This window comes from Vibrio sp. YT-18, from assembly GCF_033337345.1.
Classification (GTDB): Bacteria; Pseudomonadota; Gammaproteobacteria; order Enterobacterales; family Vibrionaceae; genus Vibrio; species Vibrio alginolyticus.
Genome location: NZ_JAWOQO010000018.1, coordinates 62,869 through 89,562, shown reverse-complemented (window position 1 = coordinate 89,562; position 26,694 = coordinate 62,869). Strand labels below are relative to the sequence as shown.

The 26,694-nt window shown below is 46.4% G+C and carries 22 protein-coding genes; 9 read left to right on the top strand and 13 right to left on the bottom strand.

The features are described 5' to 3' along the window. Window positions 1-43: 43 nt before the first annotated feature. From hemG to R7M72_RS19975, 3 genes are read right to left on the bottom strand one after another with little or no spacing between them, the layout of a single operon-like run. The gene (gene hemG / locus R7M72_RS19985) at window positions 44-571 is read right to left on the bottom strand and encodes a menaquinone-dependent protoporphyrinogen IX dehydrogenase (RefSeq protein ID WP_005378894.1); all 528 of its coding nucleotides are present in this window, start codon (window positions 569-571) and stop codon (window positions 44-46) included. A gap of 9 nt (window positions 572-580) precedes the next feature. Next, complete coding sequence (locus R7M72_RS19980; RefSeq protein WP_005378893.1) at window positions 581-2,038, bottom strand: TrkH family potassium uptake protein; 1,458 nt, start codon at window positions 2,036-2,038, stop codon at window positions 581-583. Between the two features lie 46 nt (window positions 2,039-2,084). Beyond that, complete coding sequence (locus R7M72_RS19975; protein WP_025768945.1) at window positions 2,085-2,708, bottom strand: YigZ family protein; 624 nt, start codon at window positions 2,706-2,708, stop codon at window positions 2,085-2,087. A 261-nt stretch (window positions 2,709-2,969) separates the two neighbouring features. On the opposite strand from R7M72_RS19975, the gene fadB reads away from it, so the two are divergent. From fadB to R7M72_RS19960, 3 genes are all read left to right on the top strand, one after another. Further along, window positions 2,970-5,141, top strand: coding sequence for a fatty acid oxidation complex subunit alpha FadB (gene fadB, locus R7M72_RS19970; RefSeq protein ID WP_054579435.1), 2,172 nt, complete (start codon window positions 2,970-2,972; stop codon window positions 5,139-5,141). A gap of 14 nt (window positions 5,142-5,155) precedes the next feature. Next, on the top strand, window positions 5,156-6,331 hold the full coding sequence (gene fadA, locus R7M72_RS19965) for an acetyl-CoA C-acyltransferase FadA (RefSeq protein ID WP_005378883.1): 1,176 nt from the start codon (window positions 5,156-5,158) through the stop codon (window positions 6,329-6,331). 252 nt (window positions 6,332-6,583) lie between these two features. Further along, window positions 6,584-7,564, top strand: coding sequence for an MDR family oxidoreductase (locus R7M72_RS19960; RefSeq protein WP_005378882.1), 981 nt, complete (start codon window positions 6,584-6,586; stop codon window positions 7,562-7,564). Window positions 7,565-7,616: 52 nt separating this feature from the next. Here the strand turns inward: R7M72_RS19960 and R7M72_RS19955 are convergent, their stop codons facing one another. Further along, window positions 7,617-8,561 carry a LysR family transcriptional regulator gene (locus tag R7M72_RS19955; protein WP_005378881.1) on the bottom strand — a complete coding sequence of 315 codons (945 nt, stop codon included), beginning with the start codon at window positions 8,559-8,561 and terminating at the stop codon, window positions 7,617-7,619. A 168-nt stretch (window positions 8,562-8,729) separates the two neighbouring features. Continuing rightward, window positions 8,730-8,912 carry a hypothetical protein gene (locus R7M72_RS19950; protein ID WP_005378880.1) on the bottom strand — a complete coding sequence of 61 codons (183 nt, stop codon included), beginning with the start codon at window positions 8,910-8,912 and terminating at the stop codon, window positions 8,730-8,732. A 133-nt stretch (window positions 8,913-9,045) separates the two neighbouring features. On the opposite strand from R7M72_RS19950, the gene tusA reads away from it, so the two are divergent. Beyond that, the gene (gene tusA, locus R7M72_RS19945; RefSeq protein WP_005378879.1) at window positions 9,046-9,294 is read left to right on the top strand and encodes a sulfurtransferase TusA; all 249 of its coding nucleotides are present in this window, start codon (window positions 9,046-9,048) and stop codon (window positions 9,292-9,294) included. Window positions 9,295-9,338: 44 nt separating this feature from the next. On the opposite strand, the gene R7M72_RS19940 is transcribed toward tusA, so the two are convergent. Further along, window positions 9,339-9,599 carry a hypothetical protein gene (locus R7M72_RS19940; protein ID WP_005378878.1) on the bottom strand — a complete coding sequence of 87 codons (261 nt, stop codon included), beginning with the start codon at window positions 9,597-9,599 and terminating at the stop codon, window positions 9,339-9,341. Window positions 9,600-9,759: 160 nt separating this feature from the next. Then, window positions 9,760-10,314: a TMEM165/GDT1 family protein gene (locus tag R7M72_RS19935; protein WP_005378877.1), complete on the bottom strand. Its 555-nt coding sequence runs from the start codon at window positions 10,312-10,314 to the stop codon at window positions 9,760-9,762. A gap of 484 nt (window positions 10,315-10,798) precedes the next feature. Between R7M72_RS19935 and glyQ the strand changes: the two genes are divergently transcribed. From glyQ to R7M72_RS19915, 4 genes are all read left to right on the top strand, one after another. Then, window positions 10,799-11,716 carry a glycine--tRNA ligase subunit alpha gene (glyQ, locus tag R7M72_RS19930; protein WP_005451074.1) on the top strand — a complete coding sequence of 306 codons (918 nt, stop codon included), beginning with the start codon at window positions 10,799-10,801 and terminating at the stop codon, window positions 11,714-11,716. Window positions 11,717-11,729: 13 nt separating this feature from the next. Next, on the top strand, window positions 11,730-13,796 hold the full coding sequence (glyS, locus tag R7M72_RS19925; protein ID WP_262602156.1) for a glycine--tRNA ligase subunit beta: 2,067 nt from the start codon (window positions 11,730-11,732) through the stop codon (window positions 13,794-13,796). A 217-nt stretch (window positions 13,797-14,013) separates the two neighbouring features. Beyond that, window positions 14,014-16,098, top strand: a complete 2,085-nt coding sequence (locus tag R7M72_RS19920) for an alpha-amylase (RefSeq protein ID WP_213962124.1) — start codon at window positions 14,014-14,016, stop codon at window positions 16,096-16,098. A gap of 229 nt (window positions 16,099-16,327) precedes the next feature. Further along, the gene (locus R7M72_RS19915) at window positions 16,328-17,581 is read left to right on the top strand and encodes a valine--pyruvate transaminase (RefSeq protein ID WP_315956737.1); all 1,254 of its coding nucleotides are present in this window, start codon (window positions 16,328-16,330) and stop codon (window positions 17,579-17,581) included. A gap of 127 nt (window positions 17,582-17,708) precedes the next feature. On the opposite strand, the gene R7M72_RS19910 is transcribed toward R7M72_RS19915, so the two are convergent. From R7M72_RS19910 to dnaA, 6 genes are all read right to left on the bottom strand, one after another. Further along, a complete protein-coding gene (locus R7M72_RS19910; protein ID WP_005378857.1) occupies window positions 17,709-18,146 on the bottom strand; it encodes an Hsp20 family protein in 438 nt (145 codons plus the stop codon). Window positions 18,147-18,679: 533 nt separating this feature from the next. Further along, the gene (locus tag R7M72_RS19905) at window positions 18,680-19,096 is read right to left on the bottom strand and encodes a GreA/GreB family elongation factor (RefSeq protein ID WP_025768940.1); all 417 of its coding nucleotides are present in this window, start codon (window positions 19,094-19,096) and stop codon (window positions 18,680-18,682) included. A gap of 343 nt (window positions 19,097-19,439) precedes the next feature. After that, a complete protein-coding gene (gene gyrB / locus R7M72_RS19900) occupies window positions 19,440-21,857 on the bottom strand; it encodes a DNA topoisomerase (ATP-hydrolyzing) subunit B (RefSeq protein ID WP_005378841.1) in 2,418 nt (805 codons plus the stop codon). Window positions 21,858-21,870: 13 nt separating this feature from the next. After that, on the bottom strand, window positions 21,871-22,950 hold the full coding sequence (recF, locus tag R7M72_RS19895) for a DNA replication/repair protein RecF (protein WP_005378839.1): 1,080 nt from the start codon (window positions 22,948-22,950) through the stop codon (window positions 21,871-21,873). Between the two features lie 9 nt (window positions 22,951-22,959). Beyond that, entirely contained in the window at window positions 22,960-24,060 is a 1,101-nt protein-coding gene (gene dnaN / locus R7M72_RS19890; protein WP_005394106.1) for a DNA polymerase III subunit beta, read from the bottom strand. A 63-nt stretch (window positions 24,061-24,123) separates the two neighbouring features. Next, window positions 24,124-25,530, bottom strand: a complete 1,407-nt coding sequence (gene dnaA / locus R7M72_RS19885) for a chromosomal replication initiator protein DnaA (RefSeq protein WP_005378835.1) — start codon at window positions 25,528-25,530, stop codon at window positions 24,124-24,126. A 412-nt stretch (window positions 25,531-25,942) separates the two neighbouring features. Here dnaA and R7M72_RS19880 point away from each other — a divergent pair, with 412 nt between their 5' ends. Then, window positions 25,943-26,689, top strand: a complete 747-nt coding sequence (locus R7M72_RS19880; protein WP_005378831.1) for an amino acid ABC transporter substrate-binding protein — start codon at window positions 25,943-25,945, stop codon at window positions 26,687-26,689. Window positions 26,690-26,694: the final 5 nt, after the last annotated feature.

Sequence of the window (26,694 nt, the reverse complement as noted above, 5' to 3'; positions counted from 1 at the left end):
CGGATAAATTTGCATCAAAAGCGGTCAAAAGAGCACGTTATTTCTACAGTTCTCTAAATTTATCTGCGAAAAGAGCCACTTTTTCCCAATTGGTGTACTCCACCTCTTTGGTCGTATCGGTTTCGCCACCCGTCATCGACATAATGAACCTAATCATAGTTCTGTCGAACCAGCTATAACGTGGGTAATAAAGTGCACCAGCAAAAACACCGATTAGCGTTGGTTTCCAAGGCGACTTAATTAGGAACTTGCGAATGTAGGCACTACCTTCAGGTGTATCCTTTCCTTGGTCCTCTTTACGAGCGGTTAGGTTTACGCAGAAAAATGCCACTTTATTTTGCTCCAATTGATTGAGGTTTCGCTCAATAAACTGGTATAGCTTTTTATTAAGATGGCCATAGCGAATAGAGGCGCCTATCAATACTCTGTCGTATTGGCTGAAGTCAATCGTCTCGACATTATGTAAATCCACCAGCTCACAATCGAAATCTGGAAGTTGTTCATCTATATAGTGGAGAATTTTTTTAGTCTGCCCTTCGCGGGAAGAGTATAGAAATAATGCTTTTGCCACGATTTCCCCTTAGCTACGCCAAAACGTCGGCGTAAGTAGAATAAGTAAGGTAAAGATTTCCAAACGACCAAACAGCATAGAAACTATTAATACCCATTTTGCTTTGTCGTTAACATCACCAAAGTGAAGCGCCACTTCTCCCAAGCCAGGACCGAGGTTGTTCAGAGTCGCAGCCACCGCCGAGAACGCACTGAGCTCATCCATTCCTGTTGCAATCAACCCCAACATACAAACCACAAATACCAATGCGTATGCGGAGAAGAAACCCCAAACCGCATCGACAACACGTTGCGGTAGGGCACTGCCACCTACTTTGATGGTGTAAACCGCGCGTGGATGGACTAAACGTTTTAGTTCACGCGCACCTTGTAAGGTAAGAAGCAGGATACGGATCACTTTCATGCCGCCGCCTGTTGAACCAGCACAACCACCTATAAAGGAAGAGAACAATAACAGCACAGGTAAGAAGAGCGGCCAATCCGCAAAACCTGTTGTCGTAAAGCCCGCTGTTGTGGATATTGATACGGTTTGGAACAGAGCCTGATCGAAAGCATCGTATGTCGATGTGTAAGAGTGATGTTTCAGTAATAATAGAAAGCAAATGATAAATAGCAGCACTTGAATAAACAAGAAGGCACGAAACTCAGGATCTTTCCAGTAATACTTGGGATGTACGCCACCTGATGCAAATGCAGCAAAGTGCAGCGTGTAGTTACATGCAGATATAAGCAGAAAAACCACAGTAATCAGGTTAATCGCGTAACTATCAAAATATCCGATGCTGGCATCGTGGGTAGAGAAGCCGCCAATAGCAATGGTGGAAAAGCTGTGACTGATGGCATCAAATGGCGTCATACCAGCTAACCAAAAAGCCGAAGCACAGGCGATAGTCAGGCTCAAATAGATGTACCAAAGCGCCTTAGCCGTTTCTGCTATGCGCGGCGTCACTTTAGTGTCCTTGACTGGACCTGGGATCTCGGCGCGGTAAAGCTGCATACCACCAATGCCAAGTACTGGCAAAATCGCCACCGCTAATACGATGATTCCCATACCGCCGAACCACTGCAGTAACTGTCGATAGAATAGAATCGCTTTAGGTAACTCATCCAAACCAACAATAACGGTCGCCCCGGTCGTCGTGAGAGCAGAAAACGATTCAAAAAACGCATCTGTCACTGAGACGTTCGGGTTGTCAGCAATGAGAAAGGGGATCGAGCCTGCACTGCCAAGTACTGTCCAGAATAAGACGACAATAAGAAAGCCATCTCGAGCTTTAAGCTCGTGCTTATACCTGCGGTTTGGGTACCAACAAACGGCCCCACAAAACAGCAGAACAAAAAATGTCGTGACAAAAGGCACACCAGCACCATCTCGATAGATCAGCGCAACGAGTGCTGGCGCAAGCATAGTGACACTAAAGAGTGCGAGCAGTAGCCCGACGATTCGAATAATTGAACGAAATTGCATGGATAAATTGACTAGCGAAGCTGTCCCTGTTGCTTCCTGTTTTTCATTATTGTCCGTCTAGCGGAGTGACAATTGCCTTTGCCCCGCTTTTATTGATGATTGCTTGGGTAAACGCGCTCACTTCTCGAAGCTCAATTTCCACCACTAATACCACCTGATCGCTGTATTCAGCCTCGACTTCTATTGCACCAAATTGCGGCATGATTGACTGTGCGATCGGCATAAACCCATAGTCTAACGTTAGTCTGAGCTTTGTGGTTATTTTTTTCTCAATAGTTTGAAGCAGCTTGAGCGCTTGTTGTACCCCACCCCCATACGCTTTAACCAAGCCGCCTGTACCTAACTTGATTCCACCAGAGTATCGCGTGACCACAGCCGTGATCTCCCCCACACCAGATCCAGACAGCTGAGCAAGGATCGGTTTACCTGCCGTCCCTGAAGGTTCTCCATCATCACTAAAGCCCCACTGCATCGAATCTTCTGGTCGACTAGCAACAAAGCCCCAACAGTTATGTCTAGCATCAGCGTGTTTAGCTTTGATTTGATCAACAAATGCTTTTGCAGCTTCGATACTTGGCGTGTGTGCCAAATAAGTAATGAAGACGCTCTTTTTAATTTCTTCTTCAAATTGAGCGGGCTCTGCTGGAATCAGATAAGGCTTGTCATTCATAGGATTATGGATTCAGGTTTATTTGCCTGAAGTCTATCACGAGTGTGATTTACCCGTCGCATAAGATCTGCCACAGCGCACAATGTTAAACACTTGTTTAAAAAATGTATTGAAATTAGACAATCCACGATCCAAACTAACTTTACTGGTCAAACCAGAACAAAAATAAAACGACTTCCTCGATACCTATTTGCCGAGGTACACGGCGTCGTTGAAATAGGTATACAGACAATCCACGATTGTATGTCATGGAGATAGACAATGATTTACCAAGCCGAAACCCTACAGGTAAAGGAAATACAAGATGGTATTGCAGAGCTAAGCTTCTGCTCTCCAAAATCCGTCAACAAACTCGACCTAGCGACATTGGAATCGCTAGATAAAGCTCTTGATGCGCTCATTGCCCATCAAGGCCTCAAGGGGTTGTTGCTCACTTCAGATAAAGACGCATTCATTGTAGGCGCAGACATTACCGAGTTTTTAGGTCTGTTTGCTAAAACGGATGCCGAGCTCGACCAATGGCTGCAATTTGCTAATAGCATCTTTAACAAATTAGAAGACTTACCCGTTCCGACCATCTCAGTGATCAAAGGCCACGCTCTTGGTGGCGGTTGTGAATGTGTGCTAGCAACAGACATGCGTATTGGTGACAAAACCACCAGCATCGGCCTACCAGAAACGAAACTGGGAATCATGCCTGGCTTTGGTGGTTGTGTACGCTTACCTCGCGTTATTGGCGCAGACAGCGCAATGGAAATCATCACCCAAGGTAAAGCATGCCGTGCGGATGAAGCATTGAAAATTGGCTTACTCGATGCAGTTGTAGAGACTGATGCTTTATACGAATCAGCACTACAAACTCTTAACTCTGCAATTAACGAGAAACTTGACTGGCAAGCACGCCGAGCACAGAAAACATCTCCGCTAACGCTGAGTAAGCTTGAATCAATGATGAGTTTCACCATGGCGAAGGGTCTGGTGGCACAAAAAGCAGGCCCTCACTACCCTGCCCCAATGACAGCCGTTATCACGATTGAAGAAGGTGCTCGCTTTGCACGTAATGAAGCGTTAGACATTGAACGTAAGCACTTCGTGAAATTGGCTAAATCGGAAGAAGCAAAATCACTCGTTGGCCTATTCCTTAATGATCAATACATCAAAGGCATTGCGAAAAAAGCAGCGAAGTCAGCAAGTAAAGACACGCAACGTGCAGCCGTGTTAGGTGCAGGTATCATGGGTGGCGGCATTGCTTACCAATCAGCGCTAAAAGGTGTGCCTGTCTTAATGAAAGACATCGCGCAAGCGTCGCTCGACCTAGGCATGACTGAAGCATCTAAGCTGCTGAATAAACGCTTATCTCGCGGTCGCATTGATGGCTTTAAGATGGCGGGTATTTTAGCGTCAATCACACCGAGCCTACATTACGCAGGTATTGAAAACTCTGATGTGATTGTTGAAGCTGTCGTTGAAAACCCGAAAGTAAAAGCAGCAGTTTTAAGTGAAGTTGAATCCCATGTCGGTGACGACACCGTTATCACCTCAAACACCTCGACGATTCCTATCAACCTATTGGCAAAATCACTAAAACGCCCAGAAAACTTCTGTGGTATGCACTTCTTCAACCCAGTGCATCGTATGCCTCTTGTTGAGATCATCCGTGGTGAGCATACCTCTGATGAAACCATCAATCGTGTTGTGGCGTATGCTGCGAAAATGGGCAAATCACCAATTGTCGTTAATGACTGCCCAGGGTTCTTCGTTAACCGCGTATTGTTCCCATACTTTGGCGGCTTCAGCATGCTACTTCGTGATGGTGCTGACTTTACGAAAATCGACAAAGTCATGGAGCGTAAATTTGGCTGGCCGATGGGACCGGCGTACTTGCTTGACGTAGTCGGCATTGATACCGCGCACCACGCACAAGCTGTGATGGCTGACGGTTTCCCTGAGCGTATGGGTAAACAAGGTCGTGATGCGATTGATGCACTGTTCGAAGCAGACAAATATGGTCAGAAAAATGGTAATGGCTTCTACAGCTACACCATAGATAAAAAAGGTAAGCCGAAGAAAACCTTCTCCGAAGCGATCTTACCGGTACTTGCTGACGTTTGTGCCGATAAGCAGGACTTTGACGATCAGACCATCATTCAACGTATGATGATTCCAATGATCAACGAAGTGGTGCTGTGCCTACAAGAAGGCATCATTGCCACTCCACAAGAAGCGGATATGGCACTGGTTTATGGTCTTGGTTTCCCTCCATTCCGCGGTGGCGTATTCCGCTATCTAGACAGCGTGGGTATTGCTGAATACGTTGAAATGGCAAAACAACACGCCGAGCTAGGTGCGATGTACCAAGTACCGCAAATGCTGATTGATATGGCGGCGAAAGGTGAAAGCTTTTACGGTGCACAACAGCAAGGTTCTATCTAAGGAGGGATTCTAAAATGACTAATCAAACAAGAAATGTTGTCGTAGTCGATTGTCTACGTACTCCAATGGGTCGCTCTAAAGGTGGTGCTTTCCGTCATACACGAGCAGAAGATCTATCTGCGCGCCTAATGACAGGCATTCTTGCGCGTAACCCACAAGTGAACCCAAGCGAGATTGAAGACATCTACTGGGGCTGTGTACAGCAAACACTAGAGCAAGGCTTTAACGTTGCACGTAATGCGGCGCTGCTTGCTGGTCTGCCGATTGAAATTGGCGCCGTGACGGTGAACCGCTTGTGTGGCTCATCAATGCAAGCACTTCACGATGGTACACGTGCCATCATGACTGGCGATGCTGAAATCTGCCTAATTGGTGGTGTTGAGCACATGGGGCATGTGCCAATGAACCACGGTGTAGACTTTCACCCAGGTATGTCAAAGAACGTAGCAAAAGCTGCGGGCATGATGGGCTTAACGGCTGAAATGCTTGGTAAATTACATGGTATTAGCCGTGAGCAACAAGACGAGTTTGCCGCTCGCTCTCACGCTCGTGCGCACGCAGCAACCGTAGAGGGTCGTTTTAAAAACGAAATTCTACCAATTGAAGGCCACGCAGCAGACGGCACACTGTTCACTCTGGATTACGACGAAGTGATTCGCCCTGAAACATCCGTTGAAGGTCTATCTCAACTTCGCCCAGTGTTCGACCCTGCAAACGGTACAGTAACAGCCGGTACATCATCGGCTCTGTCCGATGGTGCATCAGCGATGTTGATCATGAGTGAAGAGAAAGCTAATGAACTTGGCTTGAAGATTCGTGCACGTATTAAAGGCATGGCCATTGCGGGCTGCGATCCTTCTATTATGGGTTACGGTCCTGTACCTGCGACGAAAAAAGCGCTCAAGCGTGCCGGTCTTTCAATTGAAGACATGGATGTGGTTGAGCTAAACGAAGCATTTGCCGCGCAGTCTCTGCCGTGTGCTAAAGACTTAGGCCTGCTTGATGTTATGGATGAGAAGGTCAACCTTAACGGTGGTGCGATAGCATTGGGTCATCCACTCGGCTGTTCTGGTTCACGTATCTCAACAACGTTGATCAACCTAATGGAAGCGAAAGACGCGAAATACGGTCTGGCCACCATGTGTATCGGTTTGGGTCAGGGCATTGCGACAGTATTTGAACGACCATAACAGTTCAAGACGTTGTTGTAGTGATCGAGCCAACAATCATAAGCAAATGAACTAATAATAAAATTTTTAGTATTACACTTAAGGGCGACAATTGATGTCGCCCTTTTTGTTTTACATCAAACATGCATGAAGAGCATACATTAAATGCTCAAGTTTCATTTTATTCATAGACAAAGAAGACATACACTTAGACCAGTTGATATCTTGCTGCATGTGACCCAGAGTCATGCTACCGCACAATCGGAGAACCTTATGTTTAATGCTCTAGTTCTAAATCAAGAAGACAAACGTACTATCGCTAACATCGAGCAAATCGATGAAACACAACTGCCTGAAGGCGACGTTCTGATTGACGTTGATTACTCATCGTTAAACTACAAAGACGGTCTTGCGATCACAGGTAAAGGTAAAATCATCCGTAACTTCCCGATGGTGCCAGGTATTGACCTAGCAGGTACGGTAGTAAGCTCAGAAGACGACCGCTACCAAGCTGGTGACAAAGTTGTCCTTACTGGCTGGGGCGTGGGTGAAAACCACTGGGGTGGTATGTCTCAGCGTGCTCGTCTAAAAGCAGATTGGCTAGTACCACTACCAAAAGGTCTAGACAGCAAGAAAGCAATGATGGTTGGTACTGCTGGTTTCACAGGCATGCTATGTGTTCAAGCACTGCTTGATGCAGGCATCAAACCTGAAAATGGTGAAATCCTTGTAACTGGCGCAAGTGGCGGTGTAGGCTCAGTCGCAGTAACGCTTCTAGCACAGCTTGGCTACAAAGTTGCTGCAGTGACAGGTCGTGTAGAAAAAAATGGCCCGCTACTTGAAAAACTAGGTGCTAGCCGCATCATCGACCGTACTGAATTTGAAGAACCAGCACGTCCACTTGAAAAGCAAGTATGGGCAGGTGCGGTTGATACTGTAGGCAGCAAAGTACTGGCTAAAGTATTGGCGCAAATGGATTACAACAGTGCAGTTGCAGCTTGTGGTCTTGCAGGTGGTTTTGATCTACCAACCACAGTGATGCCGTTCATCCTACGTAATGTTCGCCTACAAGGTGTGGACTCAGTAATGTGCCCAACAGAGAAACGTATCGCTGCATGGGAAAAGCTGGTCGAGCTACTACCAGACAGCTACTTCGAGCAAGCGTGTACTGAAGTTGCTCTTGCTGAAGCACCGAAATATGCAGAAGACATCACCAACGGTCAAGTAACGGGTCGTGTGGTTATCAAGCTATAAACACTGACTCAGTGTAAACAGACGAAGAGCCGGCATTGCTGGCTCTTTTTTGTTAGCAGTTCAGTCCCATATCTTCGATACGTTTAGCTATCAGACGGCTACACTCTTCACGCACAATCGTTCTTAACCATTCTTGAGCGGGAGAATGCTCGCAACGCGCATGCCAAATCATCGAGTATTCAAACGGCGTGAATTGGAATGGTAACGGTTTCACCACCAAGTCATAACGCTCAGCAACCAGATACGCCAAGTCCGCTGGCACTGTGATGATAATTGGCAAGGTATCCATGATCGCCAATGCGGCTTCTAAATGGTACGCCCGCAGAACCATTTTACGCTTAGGTTTCTCCATCAAAGCTTGTTCGATCAGTGCCTTAACACCATCACTGATGGCGATCATGGCATGTGGATGACTCAGATAATCATCCAAGCTCATTTCTTTATCCGCTAATGGATGCTGTTTTGAAAGCATACACAGCACCCCCACTCGCCCCAACACTTCACTGCGTAGAGGCTCCACCGGGCCAGTCGGACGACAAATCGCTAAGTCTGCACCTTCATAAGTGAGCTGATCTGATAAACGGTCGTGTTGCAGTGGTAAGAAGTTGAAAGACACGTTTGGCGCTTCTTGGTAAATTCTCGGCAAAGCGAACGGTAAGATCGTTTGCATGGCATAGTCGGTGGTCACGATGTTGAAAGTCTGTACGCATTGCAATGGGTCAAACTCAACCGGAGATAACAACTGACGTAAAGACTCTAATGGCTCGCCCAATGAGCGATCGATCTCTAACGCTTTCTGAGTTGGGATCAAATGCTGTCCCTGACGAGTAAACAGCGGGTCTCCCAACAAGTCACGTAGACGACCAAGCACACGACTCATTGCCGATTGACTCAAGTTCAGACGTGTTGCCGCCTTACTGACACTGTTTTCTTCTATCAGTACTCGCAACGCAACCAGTAAATTTAAATCTCGGCGATAGATGTCTTCCAGTTCCACGAATTAGCCACTTATTTTGTATGTGTTTGGGTAAATTGTACTCTTTAGGCAAAAAAAATCCCGCCTTTCAGCGGGGAAGCCCAAGAAAAATGGGGATAGTGTCGGAATGAAGTGTCGGTAAAAAATAGGTGAGCGTTATTAAAAGCATTCTGATCCAAGCAAGAAGCGCTAATTTTCTTGCTCAGATGCGCCAGACCATCTGCGCATCTCGATCCAAATCCCAATAATAGTGGCAACCATGCCTACTAGAGGCGTCAAAGAGGTGTCAGCTGGCGTCCTGAGTACCAATGCACAAAACGAGATAAAACACAGCACTGAGTAAATCGTAAGTCTGTCTAACGCTGTTAACATTGCCTCTCCCTTGCCAGTTGTTACCAAATTGTTAATTTAAGGTAAAACAAAAAATTCGGTTTGCCAAGTGGTTATTGAATATTTTTTCAACGAAAGTAAAATTCAACGCTCAGTTAGTTACGAGAATCACACTATGAGCTTTAATCCTGAACTGGCAAACAAGACATTAGAGGCGGAAGGACTGCGCTGCCCAGAGCCAGTGATGATGGTCAGGAAGACAATTCGCAACATGCAAGATGGTGAGATTTTGCTGGTCAAAGCAGACGATCCATCCACAACTCGAGACATTCCGAGTTTCTGCCGCTTTATGGACCACCAATTAGTTGCGGCACAAACGGAGCAAGTTCCGTATCAGTACCTGATCAAGAAAGGATTGGAATAATCTGGTCGAACTAAAAACGGCAGCCAATATTGGCTGCCGTTTGTTTATTCATCGTATTCGAGTGTGCGAACTTCTGATTGGAGCTTGTTAAGTTGTTTCTTCATTGCCCGCATCTCTTCATGCATAGGAATGATGTGAGCGACACGAATCCACGCTTCTACTGTCAATCCAGTAAGAACGAACGATCCTGCTACAATCGGTAACCACATATCAGTTAGCACCATCGCTAGTAAACACAGCGCTAAACCAAAAGTGAATAAATAACTCTGACTCTTCGGGGACATCCCCATGTAACGTGTAAGCATAAACTTGCCCTCTCGCTATCATTCACACCATTAAACTACCATGACAAGTATGACACTTATATGTCATCCGTCACGCAACGGAACGATTTAGAGTCAGAGTTTGAACTCGCGCAGCACGCCACTAATGATTGATAACTCACATCATTTCACGTGCAAAAAATCAGAACAGTGCAGCCCCTATTGCCAGAGCAATAAACAAAAATGCGGTGATTTTACGGATCAGCCCTAAAGGCATCTTGTCGGCCGACAATTTACCAATCAGGACCACAGGAACATTCGCCAGCAGCATACCGATTGTGGTACCGATAATCACCAAACTTAACGCATCCGCGTATTGCGCCCCTAAGATGGAAGTGGCGATCTGAGTTTTATCGCCTATCTCCGCAACGAAGAACGCGATAAAGCTGGCAATAAATGGGCCTCGATTAGAAATCTGTTCGTCATCATCCAGTTTGTCCGGGATCAGAACCCAAGCCGCCATCGCGACAAAACTGACCACCAGCACCCACTTTAAAATCTCAGGTGATAGATAGTCTGCGACAACCACACCTAACCATGCAGCCAAAGCGTGGTTGGCAATAGTTGCCAAAAAGATTGCTGCAATAATTGGGATTGGTTTTCGGTAACGACTTGCGAGTAATAGAGATAGCAATTGGGTCTTATCGCCAATTTCTGCTAACGCTACAGTAGTAATTGAAATAGCTAAAACGCTCACGACATGCTCATTGGGGCAGGGATTATTATTTTTAACCGAAGACAAACCTCACGCCCCTACCCCGGTTCGTGATGATTTGTCTAAGGTCTTGCTAAACTTGAAAGGCTTCAAGTCTCGAACGCCATGGTGATTTTGCACCAATTATGTTGACGGACGAACCAGATGAAACAGAAACTTCATCAGGTAAGCTACTCCCCAAAGACAGGCGCAATTCTAGCCACCTTTGTTGCGCTTCTCAAGAGCCAAAGCAGGCAAAAACTCCCTTTTAGGAAAAATACAGCAGATAACGCGGTAAAAATTCATTAAAGGAGAAAATCGCCCACGAATTAATCAAGATTAGCTCTACTCCCATGCTCAATATCTGGTTATACTAGATTGTTAATTTATTCAACCGTAATTACTCTTTATCGCCGTTGTTAGAGTTGAAAAACTCGGCATAGATGACGAATTAACGAGTAACAAGAGAATCGCGCGAACCTGACTTATGCAAAAATACGATATCAAAACCTTCCAGGGAATGATCCTCGCGCTGCAGGATTATTGGGCTCAAAATGGTTGTACCATTGTTCAACCGCTAGATATGGAAGTGGGTGCGGGTACCTCTCACCCAATGACCTGTCTACGAGCGCTTGGCCCAGAGCCAATGTCGACAGCTTACGTACAACCTTCACGTCGTCCTACTGATGGCCGTTACGGTGAAAACCCTAACCGTCTTCAGCACTACTACCAATTCCAAGTAGCGCTAAAACCATCGCCTGACAATATTCAAGAGTTGTACCTTGGCTCCCTTGAAGTTCTTGGTATTGACCCTCTTGTACACGACATCCGTTTCGTAGAAGACAACTGGGAAAACCCAACACTAGGCGCATGGGGTCTGGGCTGGGAAGTTTGGCTAAACGGCATGGAAGTGACTCAGTTTACTTACTTCCAGCAAGTTGGTGGTCTTGAGTGTAAGCCAGTAACTGGTGAGATCACTTACGGTATCGAACGTCTAGCAATGTACATCCAAGAAGTAGACTCTGTTTACGACCTAGTTTGGAACATCGCGCCAGACGGCAGCAAAGTGACTTACGGTGACATCTTCCACCAAAACGAAGTAGAGCAATCAACTTACAACTTCGAGCACGCAGACGTTGATTTCCTATTTGGTTTCTTCGAACAGTGTGAGAAAGAGTGTAAAGAGCTGCTTGAGCTTGAAAAGCCACTGCCACTACCTGCTTACGAGCGCATTCTAAAAGCTGGTCACGCATTCAACCTACTAGACGCGCGTAAAGCGATCTCAGTAACTGAACGCCAACGTTACATCCTACGCATCCGCAACCTGACGAAAGCAGTTGCAGAAGCATACTACGCATCGCGTGAAGCTCTTGGCTTCCCAATGTGTAAGAAAGAACAAGCGTAAGGGGTAGAGTAACATGGCAAAAGAATTTCTAATCGAGCTAGGTACAGAAGAGCTACCACCAACGCAACTTCGCACTCTAGCTGAAGCATTCGCAGCAAACTTCGAAGCAGAACTAAAAGGCGCTGAGCTTGCTCACGAAGGCGTGAAATGGTTCGCGGCACCTCGTCGTCTTGCACTTAAAGTCGCAGCACTAGCAGACAGCCAGTCTGACAAAGTTGTTGAAAAGCGTGGTCCTGCGGTTTCTGCAGCGTTTGACGCGGAAGGCAACCCAACAAAAGCGGCTCAAGGCTGGGCACGCGGTTGTGGCATCACGGTTGACCAAGCAGAGCGCATGGTTACAGACAAAGGTGAATGGCTACTGTTCAAACAAGAAGTGAAAGGTCAGCCAACGTCTGAGATCGTAGTTGAACTTGCAGCGAAAGCACTAGCAAACCTACCTATCGCAAAACCAATGCGCTGGGGTAACAAAACGACTCAATTTATCCGTCCAGTTAAGACGCTAACCATGCTAATGGGCAGCGATCTAATCGAAGGCGAGATCCTTGGTGTCGCTTCAGACCGCACTATCCGTGGTCACCGCTTCATGGGTGAGCAAGAGTTCACTATCGATTCTGCTGAACAATACCCTGCGATCCTAGAAGAGCGCGGTAAAGTAATGGCAGATTACGAAGCGCGTAAAGCAATCATCCTAGCTGACGCACAAAAAGCGGCAGCAGCGGTTGGCGGTATCGCTGACCTAGAAGATGACCTAGTAGAAGAAGTAACGTCTCTGGTTGAATGGCCAGTGGTACTAACAGCGAAGTTTGAAGAAGAGTTCCTAAAAGTGCCTTCTGAAGCGTTGGTATACACCATGAAAGGTGATCAAAAATACTTCCCTGTTTACGATGAAAACAAGAAGCTACTACCTAACTTCATCTTCGTATCGAACATCGAATCAAAAGAGCCTCGTTACGTAATCGAAGGTAACGAGAAAGTAGTTCGCCCTCGTCTTGCTGACGCAGAGTTCTTCTTCAACACAGACCGTAAGCGTCCGCTTATCGACCGTCTGCCAGAACTAGAACAAGCGATCTTCCAAAAGCAACTGGGCACGATCAAAGACAAAACAGACCGCATCACAGAGCTTGCTGGCTACATTGCTGAGCAAATCGGTGCTGACGTTGAGAAATCAAAGCGTGCTGGTCTACTAGCAAAATGTGACCTAATGACCTCAATGGTATTCGAATTCACGGATACTCAAGGCGTTATGGGTATGCACTACGCTCGCCACGACGGTGAAGCAGAAGAAGTTGCAGTAGCACTGAACGAGCAATACATGCCTCGTTTCGCAGGTGATGAACTGCCATCAAACGGTGTTTCAACTGCAGTTGCAATGGCAGACAAGCTAGACACTATCGTAGGTATCTTCGGTATTGGTCAAGCGCCTAAAGGCAGCGACCCATTCGCACTACGCCGCGCATCTCTAGGTGTACTACGTATCATCGTTGAATACGGCTACAACCTAGATCTTGTTGACCTAGTAGCGAAAGCGAAGTCACTGTTTGGCGACCGCCTAACCAACGACAACGTTGAACAAGACGTTATCGAGTTCATGCTTGGTCGTTTCCGTGCTTGGTACCAAGACGAAGGCTTCAGCGTAGACATCATTCAAGCGGTTCTAGCTCGTCGTCCGACGAAACCAGCAGACTTCGACCAACGAGTTAAAGCGGTTTCTCACTTCCGTGAACTAGAAGCAGCAGAGTCTCTAGCAGCAGCGAACAAACGTGTAGGTAATATCCTAGCGAAATTCGACGGCGAACTAGCAGCAGACATCGACCTAGCACTTCTACAAGAAGACGCAGAGAAAGCACTAGCAGAAAGCGTTGAAGTAATGACAGAAGCGCTAGAGCCAGCGTTTGCAACTGGTAACTACCAAGAAGCCCTAAGCAAGCTAGCTGACCTACGTGAACCAGTTGATGCGTTCTTTGATAACGTAATGGTAATGGCAGACGACGAAGCACTTAAAAAGAACCGTCTGACACTACTGAGCAACCTGCGTAACCTGTTCCTACAGATCGCAGACATTTCTTTGCTTCAAAAGTAATTCATTACTCTTCGAAGTGATTAAGAAATAACTAAAAGGGAAGCTGATGCTTCCCTTTTTTGTTGCCTTCAAACCGATGAAGGTGACGCTTATTATTCATTTTGTGAACAAGACTAAAATTTGTAGGGTGAGACGCGTTTAACTTGTTGGTGTAGAGCTCGGATTGTAGAGGCACAGTTTTGCTATAACTGGACTGTTTATTCGGGGGAAGGACACAATGAAAAAAACAATTCTCGCACTCTCTATCGGTCTACTGAGCGCCTGCAGCCAGATACCAGAAAATGCCATCGTATTAAACGTTGGTGATGACACTGCTGTTTTTGAGGAAAACTCACAAGGCTTACTTGTCGCTGAGCAAAAACTCGAAAAAGGCAGCTACACCTTTACCATTGCCGACAGTAATCAAAGCTGTGGCAGTAGCTTTGCCCTAGCAGAAGAAGATCGCATCAAATTCAATCGTCCATTAAAAATGGATAACTGCGCCACTGACGCAGAAATGCCGCTGCGCATCTTCAAAGCCAATACCTATCAATTTACGCTCAATCCAACCACCAATGAGCTGACGGTAAAAATCAAACCAAAACAGAGTCAGGACATCACCTACTCTTGCCCTGTCGCAACTGACACGCCAAAAACCATCAACGTTGCCCAAACCTTTAATGATGGCACTGTCGTTCGTGATGCCTTAACCGGACAAGAAACCACTGTCGCCAATGGCAGCGTCACCATGCAACCGGGTCCTATGAGCCAAGGTCTATTGCTGCTAGAAGAAGTTGAACAGCAAGCCGACAAACCGTTCAGTTGGGACAATGCGACGGTGTACTTCGTCATGACCGACCGCTTCTATAATGGCAACCCAGACAACGACAACAGCTACGGTCGCAGCAAAGACGGAAAATATGAGATTGGTACCTTCCACGGTGGTGACTTATCGGGTCTAACGAAAAAACTCGATTACATCGAATCACTTGGTGTCAATGCTATCTGGATAACCTCACCACTGGAACAAATCCACGGCTGGGTTGGCGGCGGCGATAAAGGCGACTTTAAGCACTACGGCTACCACGGCTACTATCACCAAGATTGGACCAAGCTTGATGCCAACATGGGTACCGAAGATGAACTCAGAACCTTCGTCGATACTGCCCATAAGAAAGGTATCCGCGTGATTTGGGATGTGGTCATGAACCACACAGGTTATGCGACATTAGCAGACATGCAGGAATTCGGATTTGGTCAGCTTTACCTTGATGACCAAGAAGCCAAAGAAGTCTTTGGTGAAAAATGGACCGACTGGCAGCCAAAATCAGGACAAAGCTGGCACAGCTTCAACGACTACATCAAATACGGTGATAGCGAAGCGTGGGATAAATGGTGGGGCAAAGACTGGATTCGCACTGACATTGGTGACTACGATGCTCCGGGCTACAACGACATCACCATGTCTTTGAACTACCTACCGGATCTCAAAACCGAATCGACTCAGAAAACCGGATTACCAAACTTCTTCCGCAATAAAGACACCAATGCGCAAGATGAGCTGCAAACCCCACGTGAACATCTGATTACGTGGTTATCCGATTGGGTGCGCGACTATGGCATTGACGGCTTCCGTGTCGACACTGCCAAACACGTTGAAATGGAAGCGTGGGCAGAGTTGAAAGCCAGCACCACCCAAGCGCTTGCTCAATGGAAACAAAACAACCCGGACAAAGCCTTGGATGACCTACCTTTCTGGATGACAGGTGAAGTATGGGCACACAGCGTGGTGAAAAGCCCGTATTTCGATAACGGCTTCGACTCCATCATCAACTTCGAGTTCCAATCTGATGTAGCACCAAAAGCGCTGAAGTGTTTCGCTCAACTTGATAATGATTACCGCCGTTATGCAGAACGCATCAATACCGATCCTGAGTTCAATGTGTTGAGCTACCTGTCTTCACACGATACACAGCTGTTTTGGTCGGCTCGCAGCCGCAGTTTTGATGACCAAGCTCGTGCCGCGAATGCACTGATGCTGGCTCCCGGTGCAGTACAGATCTATTACGGTGATGAGATAGCTCGTGATTTTGGCATTACTGGTTCAGACACCCACCAAGGCACACGCTCAGATATGCCATGGGATAAGATTCATGGCGAGCGAGAAGATCTACTGCAACATTGGCAAAAGTTGGGCGAATTCCGTAAACGCCACCCAGCGGTAGCTCAAGGTAAGCACATCACTCGCAACCAAGAAGGTTACTACGCGTTCGAACGCCAATACCAAGACGACAAGGTGCTGATTGTTTACACCGGTGAGTAAATCACACTCTCTCCACCAGCAAGGGAAGCATAAGCTTCCCTTTTTTATTGTTCTTTTTGCCCTTTTGTCTCGTTCCTCTGGTCTGATGACGCACTTTTTTCTTTTTCGGCTTAATTCACACTTTGCGTTAATTACACATTGAGGTAAGGTCAAGGATTACTCGATAAGCCGATAAAACATCGGCATAAACATACACAAAGCAATCACAATGAATTAGGTATAAGTCAGCATGCAGTTCTCAAAGTTTGGTGAAAAATTTAATCAGTATTCAGGTATTACGCTGTTAATGGACGATTTGAATGATGGTCTGCGCACACCAGGTGCCATCATGCTCGGTGGAGGTAATCCTGCCGCCATTCCTGCCATGCTCGATTACTTTCACCAAGCCAGTGAGGAAATGCTCGCCAGTGGGGAGCTCGTCGCCGCCCTCGCCAACTACGATGGCCCGCAGGGTAAAGACGCGTTCGTCAAAGCGCTAGCTCAGTTATTCCGTGAAACTTACGGCTGGGATATTTCCGAAAAGAACATCAGCCTAACTAACGGTAGCCAGAGTGGCTTCTTCTACTTGTTCAACTTGTTGGCAGGTAAACAGCCAGACGGTTCGCACAAGAAAGTGCTACTGCCTATCGCGCCTGAATACATCGGTTATGGTGATGCTGGCATTGATGAAGATATCTTTATCTCTTACCACCCAGAAATCGAGCTGTTAGATAACGGCCTGTTTAAATACCACGTCGATTTTGAGCAACTCGCCGTCGACGACTCTGTTGCGGCAATCTGCGCGTCTCGCCCAACTAACCCAACGGGTAATGTACTGACAGATAAAGAAGTACGTAAGCTGGACAAGCTAGCACGTGAGAACAACATCCCACTGATCATCGATAACGCCTACGGTCTACCTTTCCCGAACATCATCTTTGAAGATGTCGAACCGTTCTGGAATGAAAACACCATCCTATGCATGAGCCTATCTAAGCTTGGTTTACCGGGCGTGCGTTGTGGCATTGTGATTGCGAGTGAAGAAATCACTCAAGCGTTAACCAATATGAACGGCATCATCAGCCTAGCGCCGGGCAGTGTTGGTCCAGCGCTGGCAAACCATATAATTGGCAAAGGTGATCTGCTTAAACTGAGTTCAGAGGTGATTAAGCCGTTCTACAAGCAAAAATCACAACGTGCGGTTGAACTGCTCCAACAAGCAATTACCGATGAGCGATTCCGCATCCACAAGCCGGAAGGCGCTATCTTCTTGTGGTTATGGTTTGATGAACTGCCAATCACAACAATGGAACTGTACCAACGCTTGAAAGCGCGTGGCGTATTGATTGTCCCTGGTGAATATTTCTTTATTGGTCAGCAAGACGAGTGGGATCACGCGCACCAATGCCTGCGTATGAACTACGTTCAAGATGATGAGATGATGCAAAAAGGCATTGCGATTATCGCTGAAGAAGTGGAAAAGGCTTACCGCGAAGGTAAATAGACGGATTGAACTCAGCCGTTCTTCTCTTTGAAATTACGGCTTTGAAATAGCGGATTTGAAAACCCCCAAACTAAAAAGAGCGCCCATATGGCGCTCTTTCTCATTCTATAACCGGGTGGTTAACTGATTAGTTGTTCTCAATCAGGTTGTTGCCACCGATAGCAATCTTACGTGGTTGCATGGCTTCAGGGATTTCACGAACTAAATCGATATGAAGCAGACCGTTTTCCATTGATGCACCCACGACTTTTACGTAATCCGCTAGCTGGAATTTACGTTCAAAATCACGTTCTGCAATACCTTGGTAAACGTAGTTTTTGCCTTCTTCTGCTTTACGTTCGCCCTTCACAATCAACATGTTTTCGTTTTGAGTCAGATCGAGCTGTTCTTCAGCAAAGCCAGCAACGGCCATAGTAATACGGTAGTTGTGCTCGTCTTTTTGCTCAATGTTGTATGGAGGGTAACCGCCAGAAGTATTTTTCGCTGTATTCGCTTCCATCAGGTTTAGCAGACGATCAAAGCCAATTGCATTACGGTATAGTGGTGAGAAATCTACATTACGCATAAATCTATCCTCTTAATTAAGCAATAGTCTTAGTTCAGATGAGTTCCATCCTACTGGCGTGTTTATGCAAAAACCAACGCCGAACTAAGAGATTCTTATCATTCCACTGGCCTTGGTTTGGCTCGGAGACATGATATTGAATCTAAAGGTTTAAGTTGTGTGCTAAAACGCCATATCCTCTTCTGAGCGATCTCGTTTTAGCGATTTCAGAGGGCTGGTCTTCTAGTCTCTAGCAAGCCAGTCACCCTCTTCATAACTAGATATAAGGTCGTCAAAAATGACTTTCAAGGGAAAAAATAAAAAATTTTTAAAGCATCCACTATCCCCTTGAACAGCTTAGTTCCTCATCACTTCACGATCAGTGATAAAAAGCCCGCCGTTCTGGAGGGCTCAATCTACACTTTACTTGCGGGAGGATTTACGCGCTTTTACAACGCCCTTTTCTGCCGCCTTTTCCTGCTTTAGTTTGCGCTTTTCTTTTAGACTCAACTGCGGTTGTTTCTTTTCTTTCTTACTCATGACTTCACCTCTATTTATTGGCACAACAGACAACCACACAGCATTTTCTGAGCTGGTGGCTGCGATTGATGAACAATTTCAGTAATCACAAAGCAGCGTCGCTGATTAAAAATTTCCACTTCGAGCGCATCATTTTTAGCTCGACCTAACAGTCGAGACCCCAAATAAGAATCGACCGCGAGCATACCTGTCATGGGTTGCCCCTTACGCGAGCTGACCAATGTCATGCGATATTGATAGGCGCGTTCAACATCCACTAAGCGAACCGTGTCTCCAACCGCAATACGAGCTCGGTTACGGCAATGGGCTTGTTGCTCGCAGGTTTCAAATAGCGATAACAACCTTAGTGGTGATTGATAGGTTAAAAAGCGACTGGTTAACCACCAAGTTCGCAGCGCCAAGCAGTACGCTGAGAACCAGCGTTCAAACATGATTATTTCCTTCTTAATGCCTTGTCTTACAAATAAATTCAGTGCATTGAACCGGAAGTGCATCACTTCCGGCTTAGTTCAGGAAAGTCATCACCATTTTCTTAGTCTCCTTATTCATCAGCTCTTCAGCACTATAGCGAGCAGAAAAAAGAAAGCAAAAACGCTCAAGCGAACAAAATGGCGAGAAAAAAAGAAAACAGAAATAAAATGGCAGGCTTGATCGGGTTGTTGGCAGTTAGTACCAGAAAAACATCCGCTTTAGCAGAAAGTGGCGATTTTAGCTGGTGGTACAACAAAAAAAGCAGCGATTTCTCGCTGCTTTTTACTATCACGAACAGTGTCGTTATACGTCTAGGTTCGCTACTTTCAGTGCGTTCTCTTCGATGAAGTTACGACGAGGTTCTACTTGGTCACCCATTAGCGTAGTGAACAGTTGATCTGCACCTACCGCATCTTCAATCGTTACCTGCATCATACGACGAGTTTCTGGGTCCATGGTGGTTTCCCAAAGTTGGTCTGGGTTCATCTCACCTAGACCTTTGTAGCGCTGACGGCTTAAGCCACGCATTGACTCTTTCACTAACCAGTCAAGCGCTTCTGCAAAGTTTGCCACTGGCATAGTACGCTCACCACGTTTGATGTACGCGCCTTCTTCCAGAAGTCCATCAAGTGCTTCTGATAGATCAGCCAACTTGCCGTACTCTTTCGAGTTTAGGAAGTCGATGCTAATTGCATGTTCGTGCGTCACGCCGTGAGTACGAACCACAATCTTAGGCAAGTTTAAGCCTAGCTCTTCGTGCTGCTCAACTTCGTAGCTGTACTGGCTTGCACCCACTTCTTTCGCATTCAGCTGTTCAATAAGCTGCTTCGTCCAAGCTTCCACAACTGATGCGTCATGGCATTGCTCTGGCGTTAGGCGAGGAGTGTAAATCAACTCGTTTACCAAAGCACTTGGGTAGCGACGGCTCATACGTTCCGCCAGTTTAATACCCGCATTGTACTGTTGAACAAGCTTCTCTAGTGCTTCACCAGCCAGTGCAGGTGCTTCTGCGTTTACGTGTAGCGATGCATTATCCAGAGCTAATGATACTTGGTATTGGTTCATCGCTTCTTCATCTTTGATGTACTGCTCTTGTTTGCCTTTTTTCACTTTGTATAGTGGTGGCTGAGCGATGTACACGTAACCACGCTCGATAAGCTCTGGCATTTGACGGTAGAAGAAGGTCAACAGTAGCGTACGGATGTGCGAACCATCGACATCGGCATCGGTCATGATGATGATGTTGTGGTAACGAAGCTTGTCCGGGTTGTACTCGTCACGACCGATACCACAACCTAGTGCGGTGATCAGTGTTGCTACTTCTTGAGAAGATAGCATCTTGTCGAAACGTGCTTTTTCTACGTTAAGAATCTTACCTTTTAGCGGTAGGATCGCTTGGTTCTTACGGTTACGGCCTTGTTTTGCGGAGCCGCCTGCCGAATCACCCTCCACTATGTATAGTTCAGAGAGTGCCGGGTCTTTTTCCTGACAGTCTGCAAGTTTACCTGGAAGGCCAGCTAGGTCTAGTGCACCTTTACGGCGCGTCATTTCACGAGCTTTACGCGCAGCTTCACGTGCACGTGCTGCATCGATGATTTTCGAACAAACCATCTTCGCTTCTGTCGGGTTCTCAATCAGGAACTCAGACAGTTTTTCACCCATTGCAGACTCAACAGCTGATTTCACTTCAGAAGAAACTAGTTTGTCTTTTGTTTGGCTTGAGAACTTAGGATCAGGCACTTTCACCGAAACAACCGCAGTTAGACCTTCACGCGCATCGTCGCCTGAAGTCGCTGTTTTCGCTTTCTTCGAGAAACCTTCTTTATCCATAAAGCTGTTCAATGTACGTGTTAGCGCAGCACGGAAACCAGCAAGGTGAGTACCACCATCACGCTGTGGGATATTGTTGGTAAAGCAGAAGATGTTCTCTTGGAAACCATCGTTCCATTGCATCGCCACTTCAACTGAAATGCCGTCTTCACGCTCAGAGTTAAAGTGGAAGATTTTTTCGATGATTGGCGTTTTGTTGGTGTTTAGGTGATCAACGAACGCTTGAATACCACCTTCATACATGAAGTGATCATGTTTGTCCGCTTCACGTTCATCAACCAATTTGATCGACACACCAGAGTTCAGGAATGACAGTTCACGCAGGCGTTTCGCCAGAATGTCATAGTGGAACTCAGTGTTAGAGAACGTTTCGGCACTTGGCCAGAAACGAATTTGTGTACCGGTTTTATCCGTATCACCCACAACGGCTAGTGGCGCTTGAGGCTCACCATGTCGGTAGGTTTGCGTATGGATATGGCCACCACGATGAATCGTTAGCTCAACTTTCTCTGATAGTGCGTTTACTACTGAAACACCTACCCCGTGAAGACCACCCGATACTTTGTATGAGTTATCGTCGAACTTACCACCCGCGTGAAGAACCGTCATGATTACTTCTGCTGCAGAGACATTTTCCTCTGAGTGGATTTCTGTTGGAATGCCACGACCATCATCGCTAACGGAAACCGAGTTATCCTCATGAATTGTCACAACGATGTCTTTACAGTGACCTGCCAACGCTTCATCAATTGAGTTATCCACCACCTCGAAAACCATGTGGTGAAGGCCGGTGCCGTCGTCCGTATCGCCGATGTACATTCCTGGACGCTTACGTACCGCATCCAGACCCTTCAGTACCTTAATACTCGATGAATCGTAATTTTCAGACATGAGTTTCTCTCTTCTAGTTTGACTCTATCCTGCCATGTTCCACATGAAACAATTTACCGTTATCGTCCAACATATCGGCGATTTGGCTTTCAGTGATAGAGCTTACAAATACTTGTGCGCCCGTCTCTTTTAAGCAGTCAGCAAGACGCTTGCGACGTTGGCTATCTAATTCCGACGCGAAGTCATCAATTAGGTAAATGCATTGTTTACCGGCCATCTCTGTCAGGTGTTGCCCTTGCGCTACACGCAATGCACACACCATGAGTTTTAATTGACCGCGTGACAGAACATCTTCAACGGGCGTTCCGTTCACTTTAATGCGCAAATCAGCTTTGTTTGGGCCACTAAAGGTGTATCCCAAAGCCTGATCACGCTCAAAATTCTTTTCTAGTATCTCGTGGTATGGAGTGTCTTTATCCCAGCCACGATAATACTTCAATTGGATCTCAAATTCTGGCAAAAATGTCTGACAGATAGTTTCTGCGACGGTTTTCATCTGCTCGATGTAACTTGCTCGCCATTGGCTGATGTTTTCAGCCAATCCTGCCATTTCCTGATCCCAATAACTGAGCTCACGATAACTATTGGCGGTTTTCAACAACGCGTTGCGCTGCTTGTTCAGGCGCTTGAACCTTCCCCATGCTTGATAAAAAGCGGGCTCGGTATGAAACACGCCCCAATCAATAAACGCACGACGATGTTTAGGGCCATCTGTCAGTAAATCAAACCCTTCTGGGTGTATCAACTGCAGAGGCAGAACTTGTGCCAACTGCGCTAATTTTTGTCCAGATTGACCGCCTATTTTAACCTCTGTTGAGCCATCACGCTGCTTATTAATGCCGATAGGTAGCTCAAATTGATCCGAGTTCAAAAAACGACCATGAACAAACAGTTCGTCACACTCATTTTGTATCACTCGTCCGGTGAGAGAGCTCTTGAATGAGCGGCCATGCCCGAGCAGATAAACCGCTTCTAAGACACTGGTTTTACCGCTGCCGTTCGGCCCGATAAGAAAGTTAAAGCCTGCTGATAACTCAATATCACAGGCTTTAATGTTTCGAAACTGCTGAATGATGAGACGAGAAAGAGGCATTCAGTTGGCTTATAGACGAATTGGCATCACCACGTACATGGCACTGTCATCGTCGGCATTTTCAATCAACGCGCTAGCGTTAGCATCCGACATCGACACACGTACATTTTCACAACGCAACGTGTTCAGAACATCAAGCACATAGCTTACGTTAAAGCCGATTTCGATAGCGTCACCTTCAAAGGTTACATCAAGCATCTCTTCCGCTTCTTCTTGTTCTGGGTTATTCGCGGTTATGCGCATTTCAGTATCAGCCAGATTCACACGCACGCCACGGAATTTTTCGTTGGAAAGAATCGCAGCACGAGAGAAGGCTTGGCGCAACTCGTCACAACTTGCTATTAGGGTCTTATTGGTGCTCTGAGGCAATACACGGCGGTAGTCAGGGAAACGACCATCAACCAACTTAGAGGTAAAAGTAAAGTTATTCACCTCAGCACGAACATTGGAGCTACCGATCTGAAGTACTACAGGCTGCTCTGGCGCATCCATCAACTTTACTAATTCTTGCACACCTTTGCGTGGCACGATGATTTGCTTCTGCGCAAAGTCTGCACCTAGCTGAGTTTGCGATACCGCCATACGGTGGCCGTCCGTCGCCACGCTGCGTAACGTGGTGCCGTCAATTTCAAACAACATGCCGTTGAGGTAGTAACGAACGTCTTGATTCGCCATCGAGAACTGAGTTTTGTCGATCAGCGTACGTAGATCGGCTTGGCTCAGTGATACTTCCACTTCGCTTTGCCAGTCTTCAATATTAGGGAAATCGTTCGCAGGAAGTGTTGCCAATGAGAAACGGCTGCGACCAGAGCGAACTTGTACGCGATCACCTTCTAATACAAATGTGATGATCGCATCGTCCGGTAAACCACGGCAGATATCGAGAAACTTACGCGAAGGAACGGTAATGCTGCCCGCTTCAAAATCACCTTCTAGCGTCACTTTGCTTACTAACTCTACTTCAAGATCGGTTGCCGTCATCGACAATACGTTCTCTTCTACTTTAAGAAGTAGGTTACCCAAGATTGGCAGAGTTGGTCGGCCACCTAAAGCGCCCGAAACCTGCTGTAGCGGTTTGATTAAATGACTACGTTCAATGGTAAATTTCATGCTTGGCTCTTTACGCTGTCAGCTCAATAAATGATTTGCTTAGAATACCGTTATTCTAACCGATTACGAAGACAGGGTGCGAATCAAGTTAGAGTAATCTTCTTTAATGTCGTGGCTCTCTTCACGCAGCTGCTCAATCTTGCGACAAGCATGAAGTACGGTCGTATGATCGCGGCCCCCAAACGCATCGCCAATTTCAGGCAAGCTATGGTTGGTTAGTTCTTTTGCTAACGCCATGGCCAGCTGACGAGGACGCGCAACAGAACGAGAGCGACGCTTAGACAGCAAGTCCGCTACTTTAATCTTGTAATATTCCGCCACGGTCTTTTGAATGTTATCGATCGTCACCAGCTTCTCTTGTAGAGCAAGCAGATCGCGCAGCGCTTCACGAACAAAATCAATCGTAATTGGACGACCAGTAAAGTTCGCGTTCGCGATAACACGGTTCAGTGCACCTTCGAGCTCACGAACGTTCGAACGCAGACGCTTGGCAATGAAGAATGCCACTTCATCAGCAAGGTGGATTTGGTGATCTTCGGCTTTTTTCATCAAGATCGCCACACGCGTTTCAAGCTCAGGCGGCTCGATCGCAACAGTAAGCCCCCAACCAAAGCGAGATTTAAGACGATCTTCAACGCCATTAATTTCTTTAGGATAACGGTCAGACGTTAGAATGATCTGCTGATTACCTTCCAATAGTGCGTTGAAGGTATGGAAGAATTCTTCTTGTGAACGTTCTTTATTAGCAAAGAATTGGATGTCATCGATAAGGAGCGCATCAACGCTGCGGTAGTAGCGTTTGAATTCTTCAATCGCATTGTTTTGCAGCGCTTTTACCATGTCTTGCACAAAACGTTCTGAGTGCATGTAGACCACTTTTGCGTTCGGGTTGTTATCCACAATCGCGTTGCCCACCGCATGCAACAAGTGCGTTTTACCCAAGCCCGTGCCGCCGTATAGGAACAGCGGGTTGTAAGCAGCTCCAGGATTATCCGATACCTGACGCGCCGCAGCCAAACCCAGTTGGTTCGACTTACCTTCAACAAAGTTGTCGAACTTGTGTTTTGGGTTCATGTTTGAGCGGTGATTGATAGCCGCAATCGCTTGAGCGTCGTCATCCCAGGTTTTGTGTACTGGCTTACGCGCTTGTAATTGTGCAGGTGCAGATGACTCGGCAGCCACATCTGCAGGCGTACGTGTCGGCGCTGGTTTTGGAGCAGAGACAGGTCGGCTCCCCACTTCAAAGCGTAAGTTAGGAATATCGCCACCGCAGTATTCCTGCAGTAAGCGAGTAATATTGTTCAGATACTTATCACGCACCCAGTCCAACACAAAGCGGTTTGGCGCGAATAGAGTGAGAGTATTGTCATTGAGCTCCGCTTGTAGCGGACGAACCCACATGCTGAATTCTGTAGCTGGTAGCTCTTCTTGAAGCTGCTGCAAACATTGCAGCCAAAGCGAAGATGACACGGTGCCCCCACTGAGTAATTGAATTATCGGAAAAGACTGGCAATTTTACCTGTTGATAACCAAGATCGCCAGCGATTGATCGACGATCCAGTGAATAAGATCCAAGTTATTCACAATTATTTCTGCAAACTTGATGAGATCAACACACCTTGCCCCAAATTTGCCCACACAACGATCCACAATTGGGCAAAATTCACAAGATCGAGCGATTGGTGATAAGTCTGTGTATTATTTTATTCCCAATGTTGATTTTGTCGATCATTTCGCTAGGTTCAGTTCGCATTTTCGTCACATTTAACATTCTTCTTCTATTATCTAATAACTCACAGGTCTAGGTTATTGCTCTTGGTTATTTATTTAATTGAGCTAACTAACAGTAGTATTTCCAACCATAAAATTATGGAGATGTATTATGAAAAACTGGATTAAGGTTGCCGTTGCAGCCATTGCACTGTCGGCAGCAACCGTACAAGCCGCTACTGAAGTCAAAGTTGGTATGTCAGGTCGCTACTTCCCGTTTACTTTTGTAAAGCAAGACAAGCTACAAGGCTTTGAAGTCGACATGTGGGATGAAATCGGTAAACGTAACGATTACAAAATCGAATACGTAACAGCCAACTTCTCTGGTTTATTTGGTCTTTTAGAAACTGGTCGTATCGATACGATCTCCAACCAAATCACCATGACTGACGAGCGTAAAGCTAAATACCTATTTGCTGACCCTTACGTTGTAGATGGCGCACAAATTACCGTGCGTAAAGGCAACGACAGCATCAAAGGTGTTGACGATCTTGCGGGCAAGACCGTTGCGGTGAACCTAGGCTCTAACTTTGAGCAACTGCTGCGTCAATACGACAAAGACGGCAAGATCAACATTAAAACGTACGACACAGGTATCGAACATGACGTGGCGCTCGGTCGTGCAGACGCGTTTGTAATGGATCGTCTTTCTGCGTTAGAGCTGATTAAGAAAACTGGCCTTCCTCTGGAATTGGCAGGCGAACCGTTTGAGACCATTCAAAACGCATGGCCTTTCGTTGACAACGAGAAAGGTCGTAAGCTGCAAGAAGAAGTAAACAAAGCACTGGCTGAGATGCGCGCAGATGGTACAGTAGAGAAAATTTCCGTGAAGTGGTTTGGCGCTGACATCACGAAATAAGAACT